The organism is Cyclobacterium roseum (genome assembly GCF_010119225.1).
Taxonomy (GTDB): domain Bacteria; phylum Bacteroidota; class Bacteroidia; order Cytophagales; family Cyclobacteriaceae; genus Cyclobacterium; species Cyclobacterium roseum.
Genome location: NZ_WNKF01000018.1, coordinates 16,709 through 34,386, shown reverse-complemented (window position 1 = coordinate 34,386; position 17,678 = coordinate 16,709). Strand labels below are relative to the sequence as shown.

The following is a 17,678-nucleotide window of genomic DNA, read 5'->3' as shown; positions in this document are numbered from 1 at the left end:
CAAAAAATAATATAATAAATTAATTCTGTATTTTTGATTGTTTATGAACACAAAAATATAACTTTACCAATATTATCACCTATTTTAGTCATAAAATTATGGACGACTCAACTGATAAAAATGAGTTAGATCATGTATGGAAACCTGTAATATTATCACCTAGAGACCCGGTGGATAAGGAAGTAGTAACAAAACTGAAGGATACAGGTAAAGTAATGTTTTTTGATACTTTTGAACTGCAATTGACCGAGCTGATAAAAACTTCGAACCCCAAAAGGAGTTTGAGCCTGGAGGAGTTGTCGGAGAAGAAGGTGGAATTTTATACTGCTTCTGGCAATAGTGCTCAGGAAAGCGGTAATTGGATATACTATCCCTGGAGAAAAACGCTGGTCCGCATTTTAGAGGAAAAAGACTTTATCCGGTTACGTACCGTCAGAAATAAGTATAAAATCACAGAAGAAGAACAACAAAAGCTTCAGGAGCAGTCTATTGGGGTAATTGGTCTGTCAGTAGGTCAAAGTGTCGCGCTTTGCCTGGCGATGGAAAGATGTTTTGGAGAGTTGCGCATCGCTGATTTTGATACCCTGGATTTGAGTAATATGAATCGGATCCGTACAGGTCTATTTAATTTGGGGCTGAAAAAGTCCTGGATTGTGGCCAGGGAAATTGCAGAAATAGACCCCTACTTGAAAGTCAGTCTGTTTAATGATGGCATTTCTGAAGCGAACTTGGAGGAATTCCTTACCTGGAAAGGAAAGAAGCTAGATTTGCTGATCGAAGAATGCGATAGTTTACCGGTAAAAATCCAAAGTAGAATCAAAGCAAAAAGTTTGGGCATACCGGTAATAATGGATACCAGTGACAGGGGAATGATGGACATAGAAAGATTCGACAAGGAGCCGCAAAGGCCTATTTTTCATGGACTTTTAGCCGATTTTGGTAAGGAAGCCGATTTAATGGCTAAGCTTCCGGATAAAGGTAAGGACGTTATGATGGCTTTGCTGCAGTTTGATAACCTATCCCAACGGGTACAGTACAGTTTTTCGGAACTTGGAAAATCCATAACTTCCTGGCCTCAACTTGCCTCCTCCGTTGTTTTGGGAGGAGCGGCTTGTTGCCATTATGCCAGAATGATACTACTCGGGCTACCCGTAGCATCCGGAAGGTTTTATGTTGATTTGGACCAAATAATCGATCTGAATGAAGGTTAGAGTTAGGATAGTCAGGGCTATTGACGACATTGAAGCCACGGAAAAATATATATTTGGGCATCATAAAGTTCTGGAGTCGTATGGGATTACGAAAGTGACTTCCGCGGATCGGTCCTGGGCGTTGAATCCGCATGTCTACCTGATTTTGTTCGAGTCCATGGAGGATTTGAGAATTTTGGGTGGCGGAAGAATTCAGCTTAGAACCGAAAACTTTCCCCTTCCTTTTGAACTGGCAATAAGAGAAATTGATCCTCAAATCAATGATTACCTTTCGGAATTTAAGGATTTGGAGGTAGCCGAATATTGCGGATTGTGGAATAGCCGGGAGGTAGCCGGATACGGTATAGGTAGCATTTACCTGGTAAGAGTAGGAATTGCGATTCTTCCGCAGTTGAATCTGAAAAAACTCTTTGGACTGAGTTCGCCTGTGACCCTGAGTATTTCCAAAAGTGTCGGGTACCAGGTGATTTCCATTTTAGGAGACAATGGTTCCTTTTATTACCCTAAAGAAGGGCTCATAGCCACTGCGTTGGAAATTAACGATATCAACGAGCTTTCACATGCCCAGGATTCCGAGCGGTCTTATATTTTTGATTTAAGAAAAAAAATAAATTTCAATACGATCGAAAGTGGTCCGAAAGGGAAGATGGAATTGCAGTTTGAACTACAGATACCAAAGCCTGATAAATGAAACATTTATACCATTACATGAGGAGCATCGGCTTGTCCTTGTTTTTGATTTTGTTCGTTACTCTTCCGATTATTTATTATTTGGGTGTCTTTAGCCAGGATGAGGGCATGCGTTTCCAAAATTTCAGTTATTTCACCACCAAGGAGGATTTTACTTTTTCCTCATTAGACAGCGAATTGTTTGATAAAGAAGCCTATCAAACCATCGATTTGGGGGTTTTGGAAGAGGATTTGTACGTAAAAATGGATTTAGACCAAATAGATGGACTAATCCAGGACAGTCTCTATGTGATTGAAATCAGCAATCCCTCATTTCGGGAAGTAGAATTGCTTCGATTTAATGCTTCGGGAGAAATCGCCTCCCGGATCAGTTCGGGAACCAAATTATCAAAAACGAATCCCTTAAAGAACCCTAATCCGTTTTTTAGAATTATTCCGGGTGAAGAACTCAATTCCACCCTGGTTTTTAAAATAAGATCCAGCGTTCCAGTAGAATTTGATGTTTCGATTTCCCCCTCGATTACTTTTTTTCAAAATTACAGCCTGCGGTTGATCATCATCAGCACCTATTTTGGGATCATGATCGCTTTATTTTTGTATAATCTGATCCTTTATTTTTCTGTCAAGGATAAAGTTTATCTTTTTTATTGTTTTTACATTCTTTTTATCGCCCTGGCCCAACTTTCCCTGTCGGGGTATTCGTATTTTTTTCTGATGGAAAATGCCTTTCTGTATGAGGTAAGTATTATTGGATTTACAGCGCTTTCGAGCATCTTCGTCATTCCTTTCATTCAATTGTTTTTGAAAACAGATGTTTATGTCCCCAAATACGATAAATTTCTTTACCTAATCCCATTATCATACGTATTAGCCCTGATCTTTAGGGTTTTTGGATTTGTTCAGTGGAGCTATTCCCTAACGGACCTTAATGGGATGGTCTTGGCCATTTGTTTTTTCTCCGTTGGGATAATAGCAGCCAGAAAGGGGTATCGGTCTGCCTATTTTTTCTTGCTGGCCTGGAGTTTTTTACTTTTTGGTCTGGTAGTATTCATCCTGCATAATCAGCGGGTCATTGATTTGGGTTCCTATGCTAATTTCCCGCTGTTGGCAGGTACCGCAATCGAAGCCTTATTACTTTCCTTTGCATTGGCTGACAAAATCAATATATTAAAAAAGGAAAAAGAACACGAACAGCTGGACAAATTGGAAGCGCTGAAAGAAAACGAGCGCCTGATTAAAGAGCAGAATCTTTATTTGGAGGAAATGGTAAAATCCAGGACCGAAGAATTGGAAAAAACGCTAAAAAACTTGCAGAATACCCAAACACAGCTCGTCAATCAGGAAAAAATGGCATCTTTAGGTCAGCTAACCGCCGGGATTGCCCACGAAATCAATAACCCAATTAATTTCGTGAGTTCCAATATTTCTCCCTTAAAACGGGACCTGAAAGATATCTTGGAATTAATGGAAACTTACCGGGAGAAAGGAAAAGAGGAGTTTACTGAAGAAACCAAATCGGAAATAGAAGAGTTGGAGGAGGACATTGAAATCGAATACCTGCTGGAGGAAGTAGAACAGTTGCTCAATGGCATGGAAGATGGTGCCAGGCGGACCGTTGAAATCGTACGGGGGCTGAAGTTGTTTTCGAGAGTGGATGAACAGGATGTTAAAAAAGTCGATTTGCACGACGGTATCGACAGCACCTTGATTCTACTGAATAGCAACATGTCCGGGAGGATTAAATTGACGAAAAATTACGGGTCGATTCCGATGGTAGAATGCCTGGCTGGGAAAATTAACCAGGTTTTTATGAACATTATTAGTAATGCCATCCATGCCCTTATGGATCATCCCATCGAAGGAAGAGAACCCGAACTTACCATCAGTACGGCTTTCGAAAACCAACGGGTGATCATCAAAATCCAGGACAATGGACCGGGTATGCCCCCCCAGGTGAAAGACAAAATATTTGAACCTTTCTTTACAACCAAGGCGGTTGGAAAAGGAACGGGGCTGGGTTTGTCTATTGTGTACACGATTATCGAAAACCATAAGGGTACTTTAAAAGTTGATTCAGAAGAAAATGTAGGAACTATTTTTATAATTGATTTACCGATAGATCAAAATTAACAGCTGATGAAACAAAAAATCAATGTGCTGTACATTGATGATGAAGATAATAATCTGAATTCGTTTAAGGCAGCATTGAGAAGGGAGTTTAAAGTCTATACCGCACTGGATGCAGAAGAAGGACTGGAAATAGCCAGAACCAAAGAATTTGAAGTGGTCATTGCCGATCAGCGGATGCCAGGCCTGACGGGAGTGGAGTTTTTTGAAAAACTGGTGGAAATCAATCCGGATCCCATTCGGATATTGCTAACGGGCTATTCAGATATTTCCAGCGTGATTGATGCCATCAATAGGGGAGAGGTATACCGATTCATTGACAAACCCTGGAATCTGGAACAAATCAAAAATGCGATAATCAATGCTGCCGAGATTTATTTTGCGCGCAAAGAGCTAAAGGAAAAAAACGAGCGCTTGCAAAAGTTGCACTCCGAAATGAACCAGTTTGTTTATAGTCTTTCTCATGAACTCAGAGGTCCATTGATGAGCATTTCCGGTATTTCCAAGCTGGCAAAAACAGAAGTCCTCGAACCGGGAATTATAGAATATTTTGAAATGATCGACTCGGCTACCCTTAAACTAGACGATTTTATTTATAAAATGCTGGACTTTTACCGATCTACCAAAATCGAGAATAAAGTAGTAGCCATAAATTTCAAAGACATCCTGGATCAATTGGTAACGGAATATAAAGAAAAATGGGACTTGAGTTTACTTGAAATGAAGCTTGATGTAGTCCAGGAAGGGTCGTTCTATTCCGACGAGTCAAAAATTCGGGTGATCATCAATAACCTTTTTAGTAACGCTTATAAATTTCAAAAAGAAGGTGAAAAAGGGTGGATTCAAATCAAAATTAAGGCGGGCACCAAAAAAGCGAATATGGAGGTAGCCGATAATGGAATTGGAATCGAAGAAAAGCATCAAACCGACGTGTTTAACCTGTTCCATCGTGCCACGCAGCGCAATGTAGGCTCTGGGTTGGGATTGTATATGGTGAAGGAATCAGTAGAGCAGCTCAAAGGAAATGTCATTCTTGCCTCCGATGTGGGTAAGGGCACGGTGATTTGCGTGGACTTGCCCAACCTGGGAGCCCCGGAATCAGATACACCTGAAGCAGATCGGTAGCAATTATCTTCATTTAAATTAATTCAAAGGGGTTTTTGGTGAAAATAGGCTTTCCAAGCACCGGCTTCCATTTTTATTTTGCTTGTCCCAAAATTTTATCCTGTTTCCTTTGTCGACCGGCAAAATGGAGCTAATTTGCATGCTCAATAATGTTAATTAAATTGTTTTTTATATGATTAATCCTTGGCATGATGTCAGCATAGGTGAAGATTCTCCAGAATACGTAATGGGAGTAATCGAAATTCCCAAAGGGAGTAAGGGAAAATACGAATTGGACAAAAAATCCGGAATGTTATTGCTCGACAGGGTCCTTTTTTCTGCGGTTCATTATCCGGCTAATTATGGGTTTATACCCCAAACCTTTTGCGAGGATCACGATCCGCTGGATATCTTGATCATTTCCCAAATCGACATTCCATCCATGACGCTGGTAAAGGCGAAAGTCATAGGGGTAATGCGTATGGTAGACGGAGGAGAAGCCGATGATAAGATTATTGCCGTAGCTGCAGACGACCAATCGGTCAACTACATAGACGATATTTCAGAGTTACCTCCCCATTTGATGAAGGAAACGCACCGTTTTTTTGAAGATTATAAAAAGCTGGAAAACAAAGAAGTAAAGGTGGAGGATTTTTTAGGTAAGAAAGATGCCATGAGAATCATCAACGATGCGATCGCCCTTTACGACCGAACCATTAGACCTATCAAGCATAAATAAGCAGTCGAAAACACCTATTTTAAAAAGTATTATTTTGAAGAGCAGGCATTTAGCGGCTCTTTTTTTGTGATTATACAGGTCATATCATGCCCTTTTCTTTTGATTTTACATCCCAATGGTTAGTTTTCCAATTTTTTCAAACTTTCCTCCAGTGCTTTCATCTTCGACTGAGCATCCGCCATTTTTTTCTTTTCTTTTTCCACGACGGCCTCCGGGGCGTTGGAAACAAATTTTTCGTTGGCCAGCTTTTTCGAAACGGAATTCAAAAACCCTTTGGTGTATTCCAATTCTTTCATCAGGTCTTCTTTTTCTTGCTCCAGATCTATTTCCTCCTCCAATGGAATGTAGATCTCATCCGCCTTCACAACAAAGCTAACGGCATTTCCTTCGGGATCACCAAAATCTATTGCCGAAATAGTGGCCAATTTTTTTATGATTTCTTCAAATCGGGTATACAGGCTTTGAGTTTCCGTGTGAATGTATAGGTGTAAAGGCAGCTTGGGAGAGAGTCCCTTCGATGCGCGAATATTTCTGATCTGCGAAATTACTTCAAAAATTTGTTGCGCCTCGGAAACAATTTGTTCGTCATAGGGGCTGTTTTTTGGCCATTGAGAAAGCATGATTGCGTCTCCGTCTTTCCGCTCTCCAATTTGCTGCCAAAGCTCTTCCGTAATAAAAGGCATGAAAGGGTGGAGCATTTTCAATAAATCCTCGAAAAAAGCAACGGTGCGTGCTTTCGAATAAGCATCTATTGGTGCCTGATAGGCAGGCTTAATCATTTCCAGGTACCAGGAGCAGAAGTCATCCCAAACCAATTTATATACCGTCATCAGGGCATCCGAGATGCGGAACTTTTCGAAATGGTCCGTGAGCTCTGCCAGTGACTGCTGAAATTTACTTTCAAACCAGGCGATAGCGGTTTCGTTTGTAGGATTGGGGCTAGAGCTTACTTCCCACCCTTCGATCAGTCTGTAGGCGTTCCAGATTTTATTACAAAAGTTTCTGCCCTGCTCCACTAGTTTTTCATCAAAGGGCAAGTCATTGCCAGCCGGGCTGCTAAACAACATGCCTGTCCGAACCCCGTCAGCGCCATAGGTGGCTATCAGGTCGAGAGGATCCGGAGAATTGCCCAGCGATTTGGACATTTTCCTCCCCAACTTATCCCGTACGATTCCAGTCAGATAAACGTTCTTGAACGGTTTTTCACCGGTATACTCGTAGCCGGCAATAATCATTCTGGCTACCCAGAAAAACAATATCTCCGGGGCAGTTACCAGGTCATTAGTCGGGTAATAATAGGCCAGATCCCGGTTTTTTTTGCCCGTTTTGAAAAAATCAGGATCAAAGACGGAAATGGGCCACAGCCAGGACGAAAACCAGGTGTCCAGTACATCTTCGTCCTGCTTCAAATCGTCCTCGGTAAACTTTTCATTGAACTTTTCCCTGGCAAGGGTAAGGGCTTCTTCAGTACTATTGGCAACAATATACTCCCCATTGGGGAGGTAATAAGCTGGAATTCGGTGGCCCCACCAAAGTTGGCGGGAAATGCACCAGTCCCGGACATTTTCCATCCAGCTCTTATACATGTTTTTGAACTTGGGAGGGAAAAGCTGAATCGTATCGTCCATCACCGCCTTCAGGGCCGGTTGGGTGATTGCTTCCATTTTCAAGAACCATTGCAGGGAAAGCCTCGGTTCGATGACGGCATCGGTTCTTTCCGAATGCCCCATGTTGGAAGCATAGGCCTCCTCTTGAGTCAGCTGTCCGGCCTCCTTGAGAAGTTTTGCTATTTTTTTTCGGGCAACAAAACGGTCTTCTCCGATTAAAATAGTGGCTTTTTCATTCAAGGTTCCATCATCGTTCAAAATGTCAATGACTTCTAATTTGTGCTTTATGCCAATTTCATAATCGTTGATATCGTGTGCAGGCGTAATTTTGAGACATCCGGTTCCAAACTCACGATCCACGTATTCATCTTCGATGATCGGAATCGCTCGCTCGATCAAAGGGATCAATGCTTTTTTACCTTTTAGATGGCGGTACCTGCTGTCCTCCGGGTGGATGCATATGGCAACATCTGCCATGATGGTTTCCGGACGGGTAGTGGCAATGGTCAGCGACTCGTCCGAACCCTCAATTTTGTAGGCAATATGGTATAGGGTGGATGGCACTTCCTTAAAAATAACCTCGTCGTCCGAAAGGGCCGTTTTACCTTTGGGATCCCAATTGACCATTCGGATTCCCCTGTAGATGTTTCCTTTCTTATGTAATTCTACAAATACATTGGTAACGGCTTCGCTCAGGGAGGGGTCCATGGTGAATCGGGTTCGGTCCCAGTCACAGGAAGCTCCTAATTTCTTTAGTTGTTCCAGAATTATCCCCCCGTATTTTTCTTTCCATTCCCAGGCATGGTCTAAAAAAGCTTCCCTACTGATGGATTTTTTCTCGATTCCTTTCTCTTTCAACATCGCCACTACTTTGGCTTCAGTAGCTATGGAAGCGTGATCCGTTCCGGGAACCCAGCATGCATTTTTACCTTCCATCCGTGCTTTTCGAATCAGGATGTCCTGGATGGTATTGTTAAGCATGTGGCCCATGTGGAGTACACCGGTTACGTTCGGCGGTGGTATGACAATGGAATAAGCCTCCCGATCATCCGGTTCGGAATGAAACATGCCGTGATCCATCCAGTATTGGTACCATTTGGATTCGGAGCTTTGGGAGTCGTATTTGGTAGAAAGTGACATGCTGATTTAATTTAGGGGGCAAAAATAACACAAAAAAGGATGAAGGTATACTTTTTAACCCTCTGAATTCTAAAAAATCCATCAATTGAGCAGATCCCGTGCAGGCACTGTCTAGAGCTTCCTTTGCTATTTCAGATGGGCCAACAGCGGGGAATGTGTGCTTGGGGATTTTTCGCCGCAATTAAAACCACGGGAGACAAGTTGCTCCACGGAAAAATCAGCATTGAAAAAAACAGTTCCGATGCTCTTTTCCGGATAGAAGGCCCTACGAAGCGGAAAGGAAATTCGTTTGGTACTGGAATTGGGAGGGGAGTACGACTGGTCTTCGTCGTTTTGAATGGTGTCCTCTATTGAGTTCTGGTAGGCAGGCTTGTATTCTTCCCCGTTGAAATCACCTGTCAGGATGCAGGGCAAGTGCTCCTTATTTATCTCCGTGATTTTTTTATGTAGCCGCTTTTTACTCTCCTCCAGGGCAGATGGATCGATGGGATGGTAGTGCACGTTAAACACATAAAATAATTCATCGTTTGATGTTTTGAATTTACCCCAGGAGCAAGTTCTGTTGCGGGCGATATCCCCACCATTCACAGGCTTTTCCGGAGTCGGAGCAAGCCAGAACGCCCCTGTATCTAAAAGCTGAAATTTTTCAGGATTGTAAAAAACGGCACAAGATTCTCCAGATTCCCTGCCTTCTCCTATATAAGGGAAATCGAGGTCCTTGTTAAGGTCTTCCACCTGCGTGTACAAGCCTCCGTTTCTTCCGATAATATCCATTTCGTGGATTCGGATCAGGTTAATGAGTTGAGATACCCGGTTTTCCCAGAGATAGCCTGAATCAGATGGGGTGTCCAACCTGACATTGTATGTGGCGATGGAATCCGGCTCCTGCGCCCATAGCCCGGTGATTTTTAAAAAGGGGAGTAGCAGCAAGAACAGGTAATATTTTGATAAGGGGAATGACATGGATATAGTGAGGTATTTACCGGGGTTTTAATTGCTTAGGTTATAGATGATATAAATTTAATTAGTCAATTTCCGGTAGAAATGGGAGGATGGCCATTCTACCTTCCAGTTTTTTCATTCGTTCCATTATCTGGAATATTTCGTAGGAAGCCCCATATTTTACGCGATTGTAGGTGCTTTGCACATCGGTGCCAAAGTCGGACAGAAGTTGTTCCAGGAGGGTTTTTTGTTTCGGATAAGCAACGACCCGATAGTCGTCTTCCAAACCTGCCTTTTGAGCAGCTATGTGAATGGCATCTTCGAAGCCGCCGATGACATCTACCAGGCCAATCGTTTTGGCCATGCTTCCGGACCAAACCCTGCCACCGGCAATGGCAATGACTTCCTCCCGGCTCATTTCTCGGCCATCAGCCACGCGTTGAATAAACGTATCGTAGCCTTCTTCCACCTTTTTTTGCATGATGGCTTTTTCTTCTTCGGACATGGCCTTGGTAGGATTTAGGAAGTCGGAATAAGTCCCGGTGCTGACCACATCAGTCGTGATTCCTAGTTTGTTGTTGAGAAGCCCCTGTGTGTTAAATAGAATGCCGAAAATACCAATAGAACCCGTAATGGTATTGGGCTGCGCTACAATGGTATCGGCGGGTGCGGCCAGGTAATACCCACCGGAAGCGGCATAGTTAGACATGGAGGCGATGAGGGGTTTTTCCTTTTGCGCTTCGGATAATTCCCTCCATAGTACTTCTGAAGCTACGACGGAGCCTCCCGGGGAATTTATTCGCAATACGATGGCTTTCACATCCTCATTTTTTCGTGCTTTTCGGATCTCCTTCAGGAAGAGGTCTGAACTGATCTGATCTGGATTTTGGCCGCCGACGATCTCACCATCCGCCATGATGATCGCTATTTGATTCCGCGAAAGCCTGTTCTTCTCTTTCGCTGTCTGATTGATTCCGCTTATGTTTATACTATTGATATCTTCATCTTCTTCCAGGCCCAGTTTTTCCCGGAGCCTTCCTTTGACCTGATCGTCGTACCAAAGGGCATCTATCAATCCCAGGGAAACGGCATCCTGGCTGTTGCGGACAGACATGTTGTCGTTGATTTCCTGAACAGTTTCCAGCTCCATTGAACGACTTGCTGCCACTTCATTCAGGACCACCTGATTCAGGTCATTCAAGTAAACGCTTGTTTGCAAGCGGTTTTCCTCACTCATCTTTTCCAGGATGAAGGGTTCGATGGCACTTTTAAATTCCCCCACCCGGAATATTACCGGTTCTACTTCGATTTTATCCAGCAGGCCTTTTAGGAAAATGGGATTGGCGGAAAAACCATTAAACTCCAAATCGCCGATGGGATTGAGGTAAATTTCGTCCGCTACGGAACATAGGAAATAGCCCGTTTCTGAAAAATATTCGCCATAAGCGACGATAAATTTCCCGCTTTCTTTAAATGATTTTAATGCATTTCGAATTTCGAGGATGTGCGATTGACCGGCGGAAAGAAGGCCGCTTTCCAGGTAGATGCCTTTGATATCCGAATTTTCTTTGGCCGTTTCAATGGCACGGATGACCTGATTGAGTCCTACACTGGAAACATTTCCAACGAAAGGCAAGGGAGGTAGGGACATGTCGTCCTCCGGAGCGCGCTCTACCAGTACGACACCATTTAAATTAAGGTGAAGAAGTGTATTTTCTTCTATTTCTATTTCACCGGAACCGGCAGTGACGGCGATGATTCCCGCCATAATAAAAAAGGCAAGCACCCAAAAAACCAGCATTCCGACGATCACGGCTAAAACGTTGCTTAAAAATTTCATAGACACCCTCTGTTTTAGTAAGTTTCAAAAATAACCTATTTTTGCCAAAACTGAGTATTTTGAATTAATAAAATTGGTTATGCATACGGTGGTACTGGGCTTGGGTGGAAATGAGGGCGATAGGCTGTTATTATTGAATGAAGCAGTAAATTGCTTGCTACAGGAGATGAAGTTAGTGAGAGCTTCTGCTATTTACGAAACAGAAGCCTGGGGAGGGGAATCACGTAGCCCTTATCTGAATCAGGTACTGGTACTCCAAACAAAAATGGATCCTGAGAAAACCCTCGCCTGTATCCAGCAAATAGAGCGTCGCCTGGGTAGAAAACGGGAAACTAAATGGGGAGACCGAACCATGGATATAGATATCCTTTATTTTGACGAAGCGGTTATCCAATCGGAGGTATTGCAGGTACCCCATCCTCAGTTGCGCTTTCGAAAGTTTGTACTGGTGCCCTTGGCAGAGGTTTTGCCCGAGTATATTCACCCATTGGAAAAAACAAGCAATAAAGAACTATTGAAAAAATGCAAGGATCCATTAACCGTCGGTCTCTATTCCGACGGTTAATGGCTTGGTTTTGATTTATTCCATCGAGTCGACTTCGGCTTCTTTGTGTATTTTTTTAACCAATCCCTGCAGGACCTTTCCGGGTCCACATTCCATAAATGTTACGGCCCCGTCTTGCACCATGTGCTGCACCGATTGAGTCCATTTGACAGGTGCTGTGAGCTGTGCAATAAGGTTTCTTTTGATGGTTTCCACATCCTTCACGGCAGTAGTACTAACGTTCTGGTAAATAGGACAATTAGGAGTTGAAAAAGTTGTGGAATGGATGGCTGATTCGAGTTTGACCCGGGCTGGTTCCATCAGTGGCGAATGAAAAGCACCGCCTACAGGTAGTGGAAGGGCTCGTTTCGCCCCGGCAGCTTTCATTTTTTCACAGGCGATTTGTATTCCTTCCAGGCTTCCCGAGATGACTAGCTGCCCGGGACAGTTGTAATTAGCAGGAACCACTACATGTCCCACAATGGTGGAACAAATGGCTTCTACCTGTTCATCGGGCAGTCCGAGAATGGCTGCCATGGTAGAGGGGTTAATTTCACAGGCCTCTTGCATGGCCAGTGCCCGTTGATGAACCAGCCGTAACCCATCTTCAAACCGCAATGCCTTATTGGCCACCAATGCGGAAAATTCACCCAGGGAGTGCCCGGCAACCATGTCAGGCTGGAATTTCTCAGATGTCAAGGCTGTTATTACCGAATGAAGGAACACCGCTGGCTGGGTGACATTGGTTTGTTTCAAGGCATCGGCAGTACCTTCAAACATGATATCTGTAATCTTGAAATCTAAAATTTCATTGGCCAGTTCAAATAGTTTTTTTGCTTCGGGTTTTTGGGTATACAGTTCTTTTCCCATTCCTGGATACTGGGCTCCCTGGCCCGGAAATACGTAAGCTACCATGATAAAAGGCGGTTTTGTTGGTTAAGGGTACAAAGGTAATGAAAAAATTAAGGCAGCTTCAACCGATGGTCCGAAGCTGCCTTAAAATCAATTCGCTTAGCTGCTTAATTTTCGAAAAACTGCACCTGGCCCGTTTCTACATTGTAAACGGCTCCTACTACCATGATTTTACCCTCTTTTTCCAGGTTACTGATGATCGGACTTCGTTCTCTAACTTCTTCCATCGCCTCAAGCACATTAAAGGTAGCCACTTTCTCTATGAAAACAGAATCTTCTGTGGCCCCATTGGACTCTTTTGTAGCCCTGTCTATCGCTGGTTTGATTTTATGCAGAAGGGCCGTAATATTTCCGTCTTTTACCTTTTTACAGGCACTGGTTACGGCCCCACATTTGGTATGCCCCAGTACCAATACCAATTTCGAACCAGCGTATTTCACCGCATATTCCATGCTACCCAAAATATCTTCGTTGACTACATTTCCGGCTACCCTGGCACTAAATATATCGCCTAATCCCTGGTCAAAAATCAACTCTGCAGATGTTCTGGAGTCAATACAACTCAACACAACCGCAAAGGGCCATTGGCCATCCCGGGTCTCGTTGACCATTTGGAGCAGATTTCTATTCGTGCTCAGGTTACTGATAAATCGTTTATTTCCCTCCTTTAAAAAAGTCAGCGCATCTTGCGGGGAAAGGCTATCTTGGGTTGTTTTAGTATGGGCTTTCATAAAATCCTTGTTACTTTATAGGTTTAAAATTTAAATAAATTGATTTCTTTTCAATAACCACTAAATTAGTGATTTGGCGTTACTTCATCAACTGAATGGTACCTTTACTTTTCTTTTGGCGAAGGTTTTCATCCAGTACATCGAAGTAAACGGTTGCTTCATAGTAATAGGTTCCTGACGGCAACTCATTGCCTTCAGTGTCCCTGCCATCCCAATTAATGTAAATATTGTTTTCAGTTGCCAGCGTGCTGTTATAGGAATGAACCAGGGTACCCCAGCGATTGTAAACATTGATTTCTACCGCCTCCACAAATCGAGGACACTTGTCATACGGGTTGTCAAATGCCTGAAAGGTGTCATTAATGTTATCTCCATTTGGAGTAAATACATTCGGTAATTCATAATTAGGGCAATTGTCTATACAAACGACGTTGCTGGGTTCACTTTCATTACCTGACCGGTCGACGGCCGTGATGTAATAGCAACCTTTCAATTCCGTCAGCCCTTCAATCCGGGTCTCCATTTGAATTACGGGAACGGTGGACACCAAATTAAACGTTCCTTCCTCTCCAGTATTGGAAAAGTAAATGCGATAACCGTTCAGCTCCGAATCACATTCCCCGGTAAAATCTGGTTCCCAACTCAGATCGTGGTAGAAATCACTAAAATTACATGGTTTGTCTGCCAGGAAGTCAGTGCATTCGGGCCCCTCATAGCTCAATACCGGAGGGCAGGGAAGCCGGTCGTCATCAGGCCGGGCACACACGATCTGGGAATTATTCGCCAGTGGATATTCCAGAATATCCAGGTTGTAACTTCCATTTGTTACCACGTAATAGCAATACTCCTTTTCGGTATCCAGCGGTACGCCATTATGACTACCGTCATCCAGGTAAACGAACCCATCTTCCGTTACATTTACCTCGGCTATAAGCGTGAAATTTTCGGTGTCTTCTCCCGCTGCATCAGTACGGTTTCGGTATACCAAATGGGGGAAACTTGAATCCTCGTTGTTCCACGGAACCTGAAATTCCCATTGAAGTTCGATGGCTTCGTTGATGATCGTAGGATCAACTCTAACCGAAGAAGCAATGCTGCTGGTGTCTATTTTTTCCCCATCCGAAAGCAGGATGACTTTGTAATTATAGACCAGATTTTCGGTATTTAACTGACTATCCGTAAATACAGTATCGGGAGTGGTAATCAATGACGTGGTGCCACTTGTTCCGGCAAAACCCTGATTGCGAATTAGCTCATACGTAAAAGGTACCGGATAGATGTCGGTATCAATATCGTATGGGGGAGTCCATCTCACCAGGATTTCACCAGATTCCGAGCTGGTTTCTTCTACGCTCACATTGGTAATCAAGGGTACGTCCACGTCTACGGTGATACATATTTCTTCAGAAACGTAACTTTCACCCGATCTGGGAGAAGGAAAGGCAGCCACCAGGCGGTAACAGTAGGTATTGCCGGGACTTAATCCCATCCCCTGGTTGGTGTCCTGAAAATCAAACGTATCCATGTTGGTTTCTCCTACCAGCGTGTATCCCTCCCGAATTCCGGTTTCACAGGAATCTGGTTCATAGGGGTCGCTGTTGATCCTGCGCCAGACCTGCATGGTTTCGGCTGCATTGGAGCAAACATAGGGATCCCATTCCAGGAGAGCTGAGCGGCCTTGCTGCTGCTCGATGGCATAAGGCGTGGGGGGAGGGGCCACTACCGTGATATTCCAGGTTTGAATATCCACTAATGCCGGTCCCGAATCCGGCTGATCCTGTATCCGGACCCGGACTTGATACGTTCTTGCCCTAACATGATTACATACCGTCTGCCATTCAAAACTAATAATACCAGGCGAGGGTTGGAACGTCGATTCGGGACTGTACGAAGCTGGTGAAGAGGTGATTTCTACCGGATCCCCAAAGACTTCAATCATGATTGGGTCCCCATCCGGATCCATTCCCTGGAAGATTTCAGTGATCTCGGTACCTGCTTCTACACAGATGTCCTCAGGCATGATCAATTCGGGCCTTCGATTATCCGTATTTTCAATGATGATCTGCATGTCCCGTAGTACATAACCTATGCGCTGCCATTCTCCTGCCACCAGGCGCCATTCCTCAATTCGAAAAGCCACATTGTATTGACCTGCGATTCCGGGGGCATCCCAGATCAGGTCGCCGGTGACAGGGTCCAGTTCCAGAAAAGGAGGGGTGGTACCGTCCTGCCGTGTAAAACTAAATTCTCCCGAAGCCGGGCTCCGATAGTTATTTACTTCTCGTTGGAAAGCTTGTTTCGGGACATCCAACACGTATGCGAGGCTATCCCCGTCTGGATCATAAGCTCCCGGATTGTGAATGTAGGTCTGATTTACCGCACCATTATCTACGGGAGCGATGGTGAGTATGGGAGAATTATTGACACCTAAAAACGGATCAATGCTGATCATGGTCTCTATATAAAAAGGAGTGTCCACCGACTGGTCCATGTTCAAGGTGTTTGCATTTCGGTTAAATTCCATAAACCGAATGGTGTAATTGCCGGGACCCTGGTAGGTGTGGGTGATCACAAATACATTTTTCTCAATATTGTTTCCAAGATTTTCGGTAAAGTTAAAGGCACTCTCCGTATTCAAAACCTCTGATCGACCGTCCCCAAAATCAATCTCGCCCGGACCAAAAACAACGGTAGAACGGGTATCGGTATATCCCACTACGGTAATCTGATAGGTCAGCGTTTGGGTGGAAATTCTTTCCGCGATGATTTCCCCAGCCCGGATGTGGGTGGCATGGGAGGAGGTAACCGAGGCAATCATGAGGACAAAAAGCCCCACAATAAACGGAACGTACTTCATTATTTCGGTGGATTTGTGCAAGTTAATCCGAGGTTGATTTCCAATCATTAGGGTTACGTTTATACAAAGTCTCTTTTACGCTAATGCAGGGATATACCAACAAAACGTTTTTATTTTTTCAATGGTTACCCTAAATTATATCTTTCTTAGGAATATTTCATTTTCCGGACGATATTATTACCCATTGCCCGCCTGATCTGACAACGACAAAAGCGCTTACTGCCTGCAATGTTCAGTCTATTGATCCATGCGAAGTCCCGGAATACCAGGTAAAGGGATTCTGGTGTCTGCTGTCTCAAAAGTAAACGTTTGGAGACGTACATCCTCTCCTCCTAACCCTTTAACGCTTCATTGCTGAAGTTTATATATTTTATCAAACAAAGAAACCTGGCTAGTGGTTAATTCTACAGTTAAATTTAAGTGAATTATTTAGAACTATTTAAAATAAGAGCATTGATTGGGGTTTGATTGTTTACTATTGAATCCAAATGTAAATTTGGATCGAATAATTTAGATCAGACCGTAATAACGAAAAATTCTATGAGTTGGGTATCCAAAACCTTGAATAGTACACTTGGCAAGAAATTATTAATGGCCCTTACGGGCATATTCCTTATTTTGTTTCTGGTGGTTCACTTAGCCGGAAACTTGCAATTACTTCTTCCCGACGATGGGAAGGCCTTTAATATTTACGCTGAAACAATGGCTTCCAACCCATTGATCAGGGTGGTAGGGATTTTGAATTTTGGCTTTATCGCGTTACACGCTATCTATTCTGCCATCCTGACCCGACATAATAAAAAATCAAGGCCAGTGGGATATGCGGTTACAAACGCCTCCGCCAATAGCACCTGGAGTTCCAGAAATATGGGTATTTTGGGAGCCCTGATTCTCGTGTTTATTTTGGTACACTTAAGAGGGTTTTGGTATGAGTTTAAGTTTGGAGAGATTCCTTACGTGACGTATGATGGCGTGACTTACAAAGATGGTTATACGGTGGTTGCGGCTGCCTATGAAAACATTTTGTATGTTATTTTTTATGTGGTAAGTATGGGGGTATTAGCTTTTCATCTTTCTCATGGGTTTGCCAGTGCCTTCCAGACGCTTGGCATTAATCACAGCAAATACACTCCTTTCATCAAGAAATTGGGCTTGGGGTTTGCCATTATTATTCCGGCGTTATTTGCGCTAATACCTATCATCATGTTTTTACAGAACAGTTGAGGTGATTAAA

13 protein-coding genes are annotated in these 17,678 nt (G+C 43.5%); 7 read left to right on the top strand and 6 right to left on the bottom strand.

The window, feature by feature from the left end:
• Window positions 1-98 precede the first annotated feature (98 nt).
• From GJQ68_RS19330 to GJQ68_RS19310, 5 genes are all read left to right on the top strand, one after another.
• Complete coding sequence (locus tag GJQ68_RS19330) at window positions 99-1,211, top strand: ThiF family adenylyltransferase (protein ID WP_162418919.1); 1,113 nt, start codon at window positions 99-101, stop codon at window positions 1,209-1,211.
• The gene (locus GJQ68_RS19325) at window positions 1,201-1,902 is read left to right on the top strand and encodes a hypothetical protein (protein ID WP_162418918.1); all 702 of its coding nucleotides are present in this window, start codon (window positions 1,201-1,203) and stop codon (window positions 1,900-1,902) included. Before GJQ68_RS19330 ends, GJQ68_RS19325 begins: the two co-directional genes overlap by 11 nt.
• The gene (locus GJQ68_RS19320) at window positions 1,899-4,031 is read left to right on the top strand and encodes a 7TM diverse intracellular signaling domain-containing protein (RefSeq protein WP_235941806.1); all 2,133 of its coding nucleotides are present in this window, start codon (window positions 1,899-1,901) and stop codon (window positions 4,029-4,031) included. The genes GJQ68_RS19325 and GJQ68_RS19320 overlap by 4 nt, the downstream gene beginning before the upstream one ends.
• A gap of 6 nt (window positions 4,032-4,037) precedes the next feature.
• Window positions 4,038-5,153, top strand: a complete 1,116-nt coding sequence (locus GJQ68_RS19315; RefSeq protein ID WP_162418917.1) for a hybrid sensor histidine kinase/response regulator — start codon at window positions 4,038-4,040, stop codon at window positions 5,151-5,153.
• A 172-nt stretch (window positions 5,154-5,325) separates the two neighbouring features.
• Window positions 5,326-5,871, top strand: a complete 546-nt coding sequence (locus tag GJQ68_RS19310) for an inorganic diphosphatase (RefSeq protein ID WP_162418916.1) — start codon at window positions 5,326-5,328, stop codon at window positions 5,869-5,871.
• A 119-nt stretch (window positions 5,872-5,990) separates the two neighbouring features.
• Here GJQ68_RS19310 and GJQ68_RS19305 read toward each other — a convergent pair whose 3' ends face one another.
• The 3 genes from GJQ68_RS19305 to sppA all read right to left on the bottom strand — a co-directional run bounded on the left by GJQ68_RS19305 (window position 5,991) and on the right by sppA (window position 11,400).
• On the bottom strand, window positions 5,991-8,618 hold the full coding sequence (locus GJQ68_RS19305) for a valine--tRNA ligase (protein ID WP_162418915.1): 2,628 nt from the start codon (window positions 8,616-8,618) through the stop codon (window positions 5,991-5,993).
• Window positions 8,619-8,744: 126 nt separating this feature from the next.
• Window positions 8,745-9,581 carry an exonuclease/endonuclease/phosphatase family protein gene (locus tag GJQ68_RS19300; RefSeq protein WP_162418914.1) on the bottom strand — a complete coding sequence of 279 codons (837 nt, stop codon included), beginning with the start codon at window positions 9,579-9,581 and terminating at the stop codon, window positions 8,745-8,747.
• Window positions 9,582-9,642: 61 nt separating this feature from the next.
• Window positions 9,643-11,400, bottom strand: a complete 1,758-nt coding sequence (gene sppA / locus GJQ68_RS19295; protein WP_162418913.1) for a signal peptide peptidase SppA — start codon at window positions 11,398-11,400, stop codon at window positions 9,643-9,645.
• A 79-nt stretch (window positions 11,401-11,479) separates the two neighbouring features.
• Here sppA and folK point away from each other — a divergent pair, with 79 nt between their 5' ends.
• A complete protein-coding gene (folK, locus tag GJQ68_RS19290) occupies window positions 11,480-11,965 on the top strand; it encodes a 2-amino-4-hydroxy-6-hydroxymethyldihydropteridine diphosphokinase (protein ID WP_162418912.1) in 486 nt (161 codons plus the stop codon).
• 15 nt (window positions 11,966-11,980) lie between these two features.
• Here folK and fabD read toward each other — a convergent pair whose 3' ends face one another.
• The 3 genes from fabD to GJQ68_RS19275 form a co-directional block, all read right to left on the bottom strand.
• Window positions 11,981-12,859, bottom strand: a complete 879-nt coding sequence (gene fabD / locus GJQ68_RS19285) for an ACP S-malonyltransferase (protein WP_162418911.1) — start codon at window positions 12,857-12,859, stop codon at window positions 11,981-11,983.
• Between the two features lie 104 nt (window positions 12,860-12,963).
• On the bottom strand, window positions 12,964-13,587 hold the full coding sequence (locus GJQ68_RS19280; protein ID WP_162418910.1) for a carbonic anhydrase family protein: 624 nt from the start codon (window positions 13,585-13,587) through the stop codon (window positions 12,964-12,966).
• Window positions 13,588-13,666: 79 nt separating this feature from the next.
• Complete coding sequence (locus tag GJQ68_RS19275; RefSeq protein WP_162418909.1) at window positions 13,667-16,444, bottom strand: T9SS type B sorting domain-containing protein; 2,778 nt, start codon at window positions 16,442-16,444, stop codon at window positions 13,667-13,669.
• A 540-nt stretch (window positions 16,445-16,984) separates the two neighbouring features.
• On the opposite strand from GJQ68_RS19275, the gene GJQ68_RS19270 reads away from it, so the two are divergent.
• Window positions 16,985-17,668 (top strand): succinate dehydrogenase cytochrome b subunit, encoded by a 684-nt coding sequence (locus GJQ68_RS19270; protein WP_162418908.1) that lies wholly within the window; start codon window positions 16,985-16,987, stop codon window positions 17,666-17,668.
• Window positions 17,669-17,678: the final 10 nt, after the last annotated feature.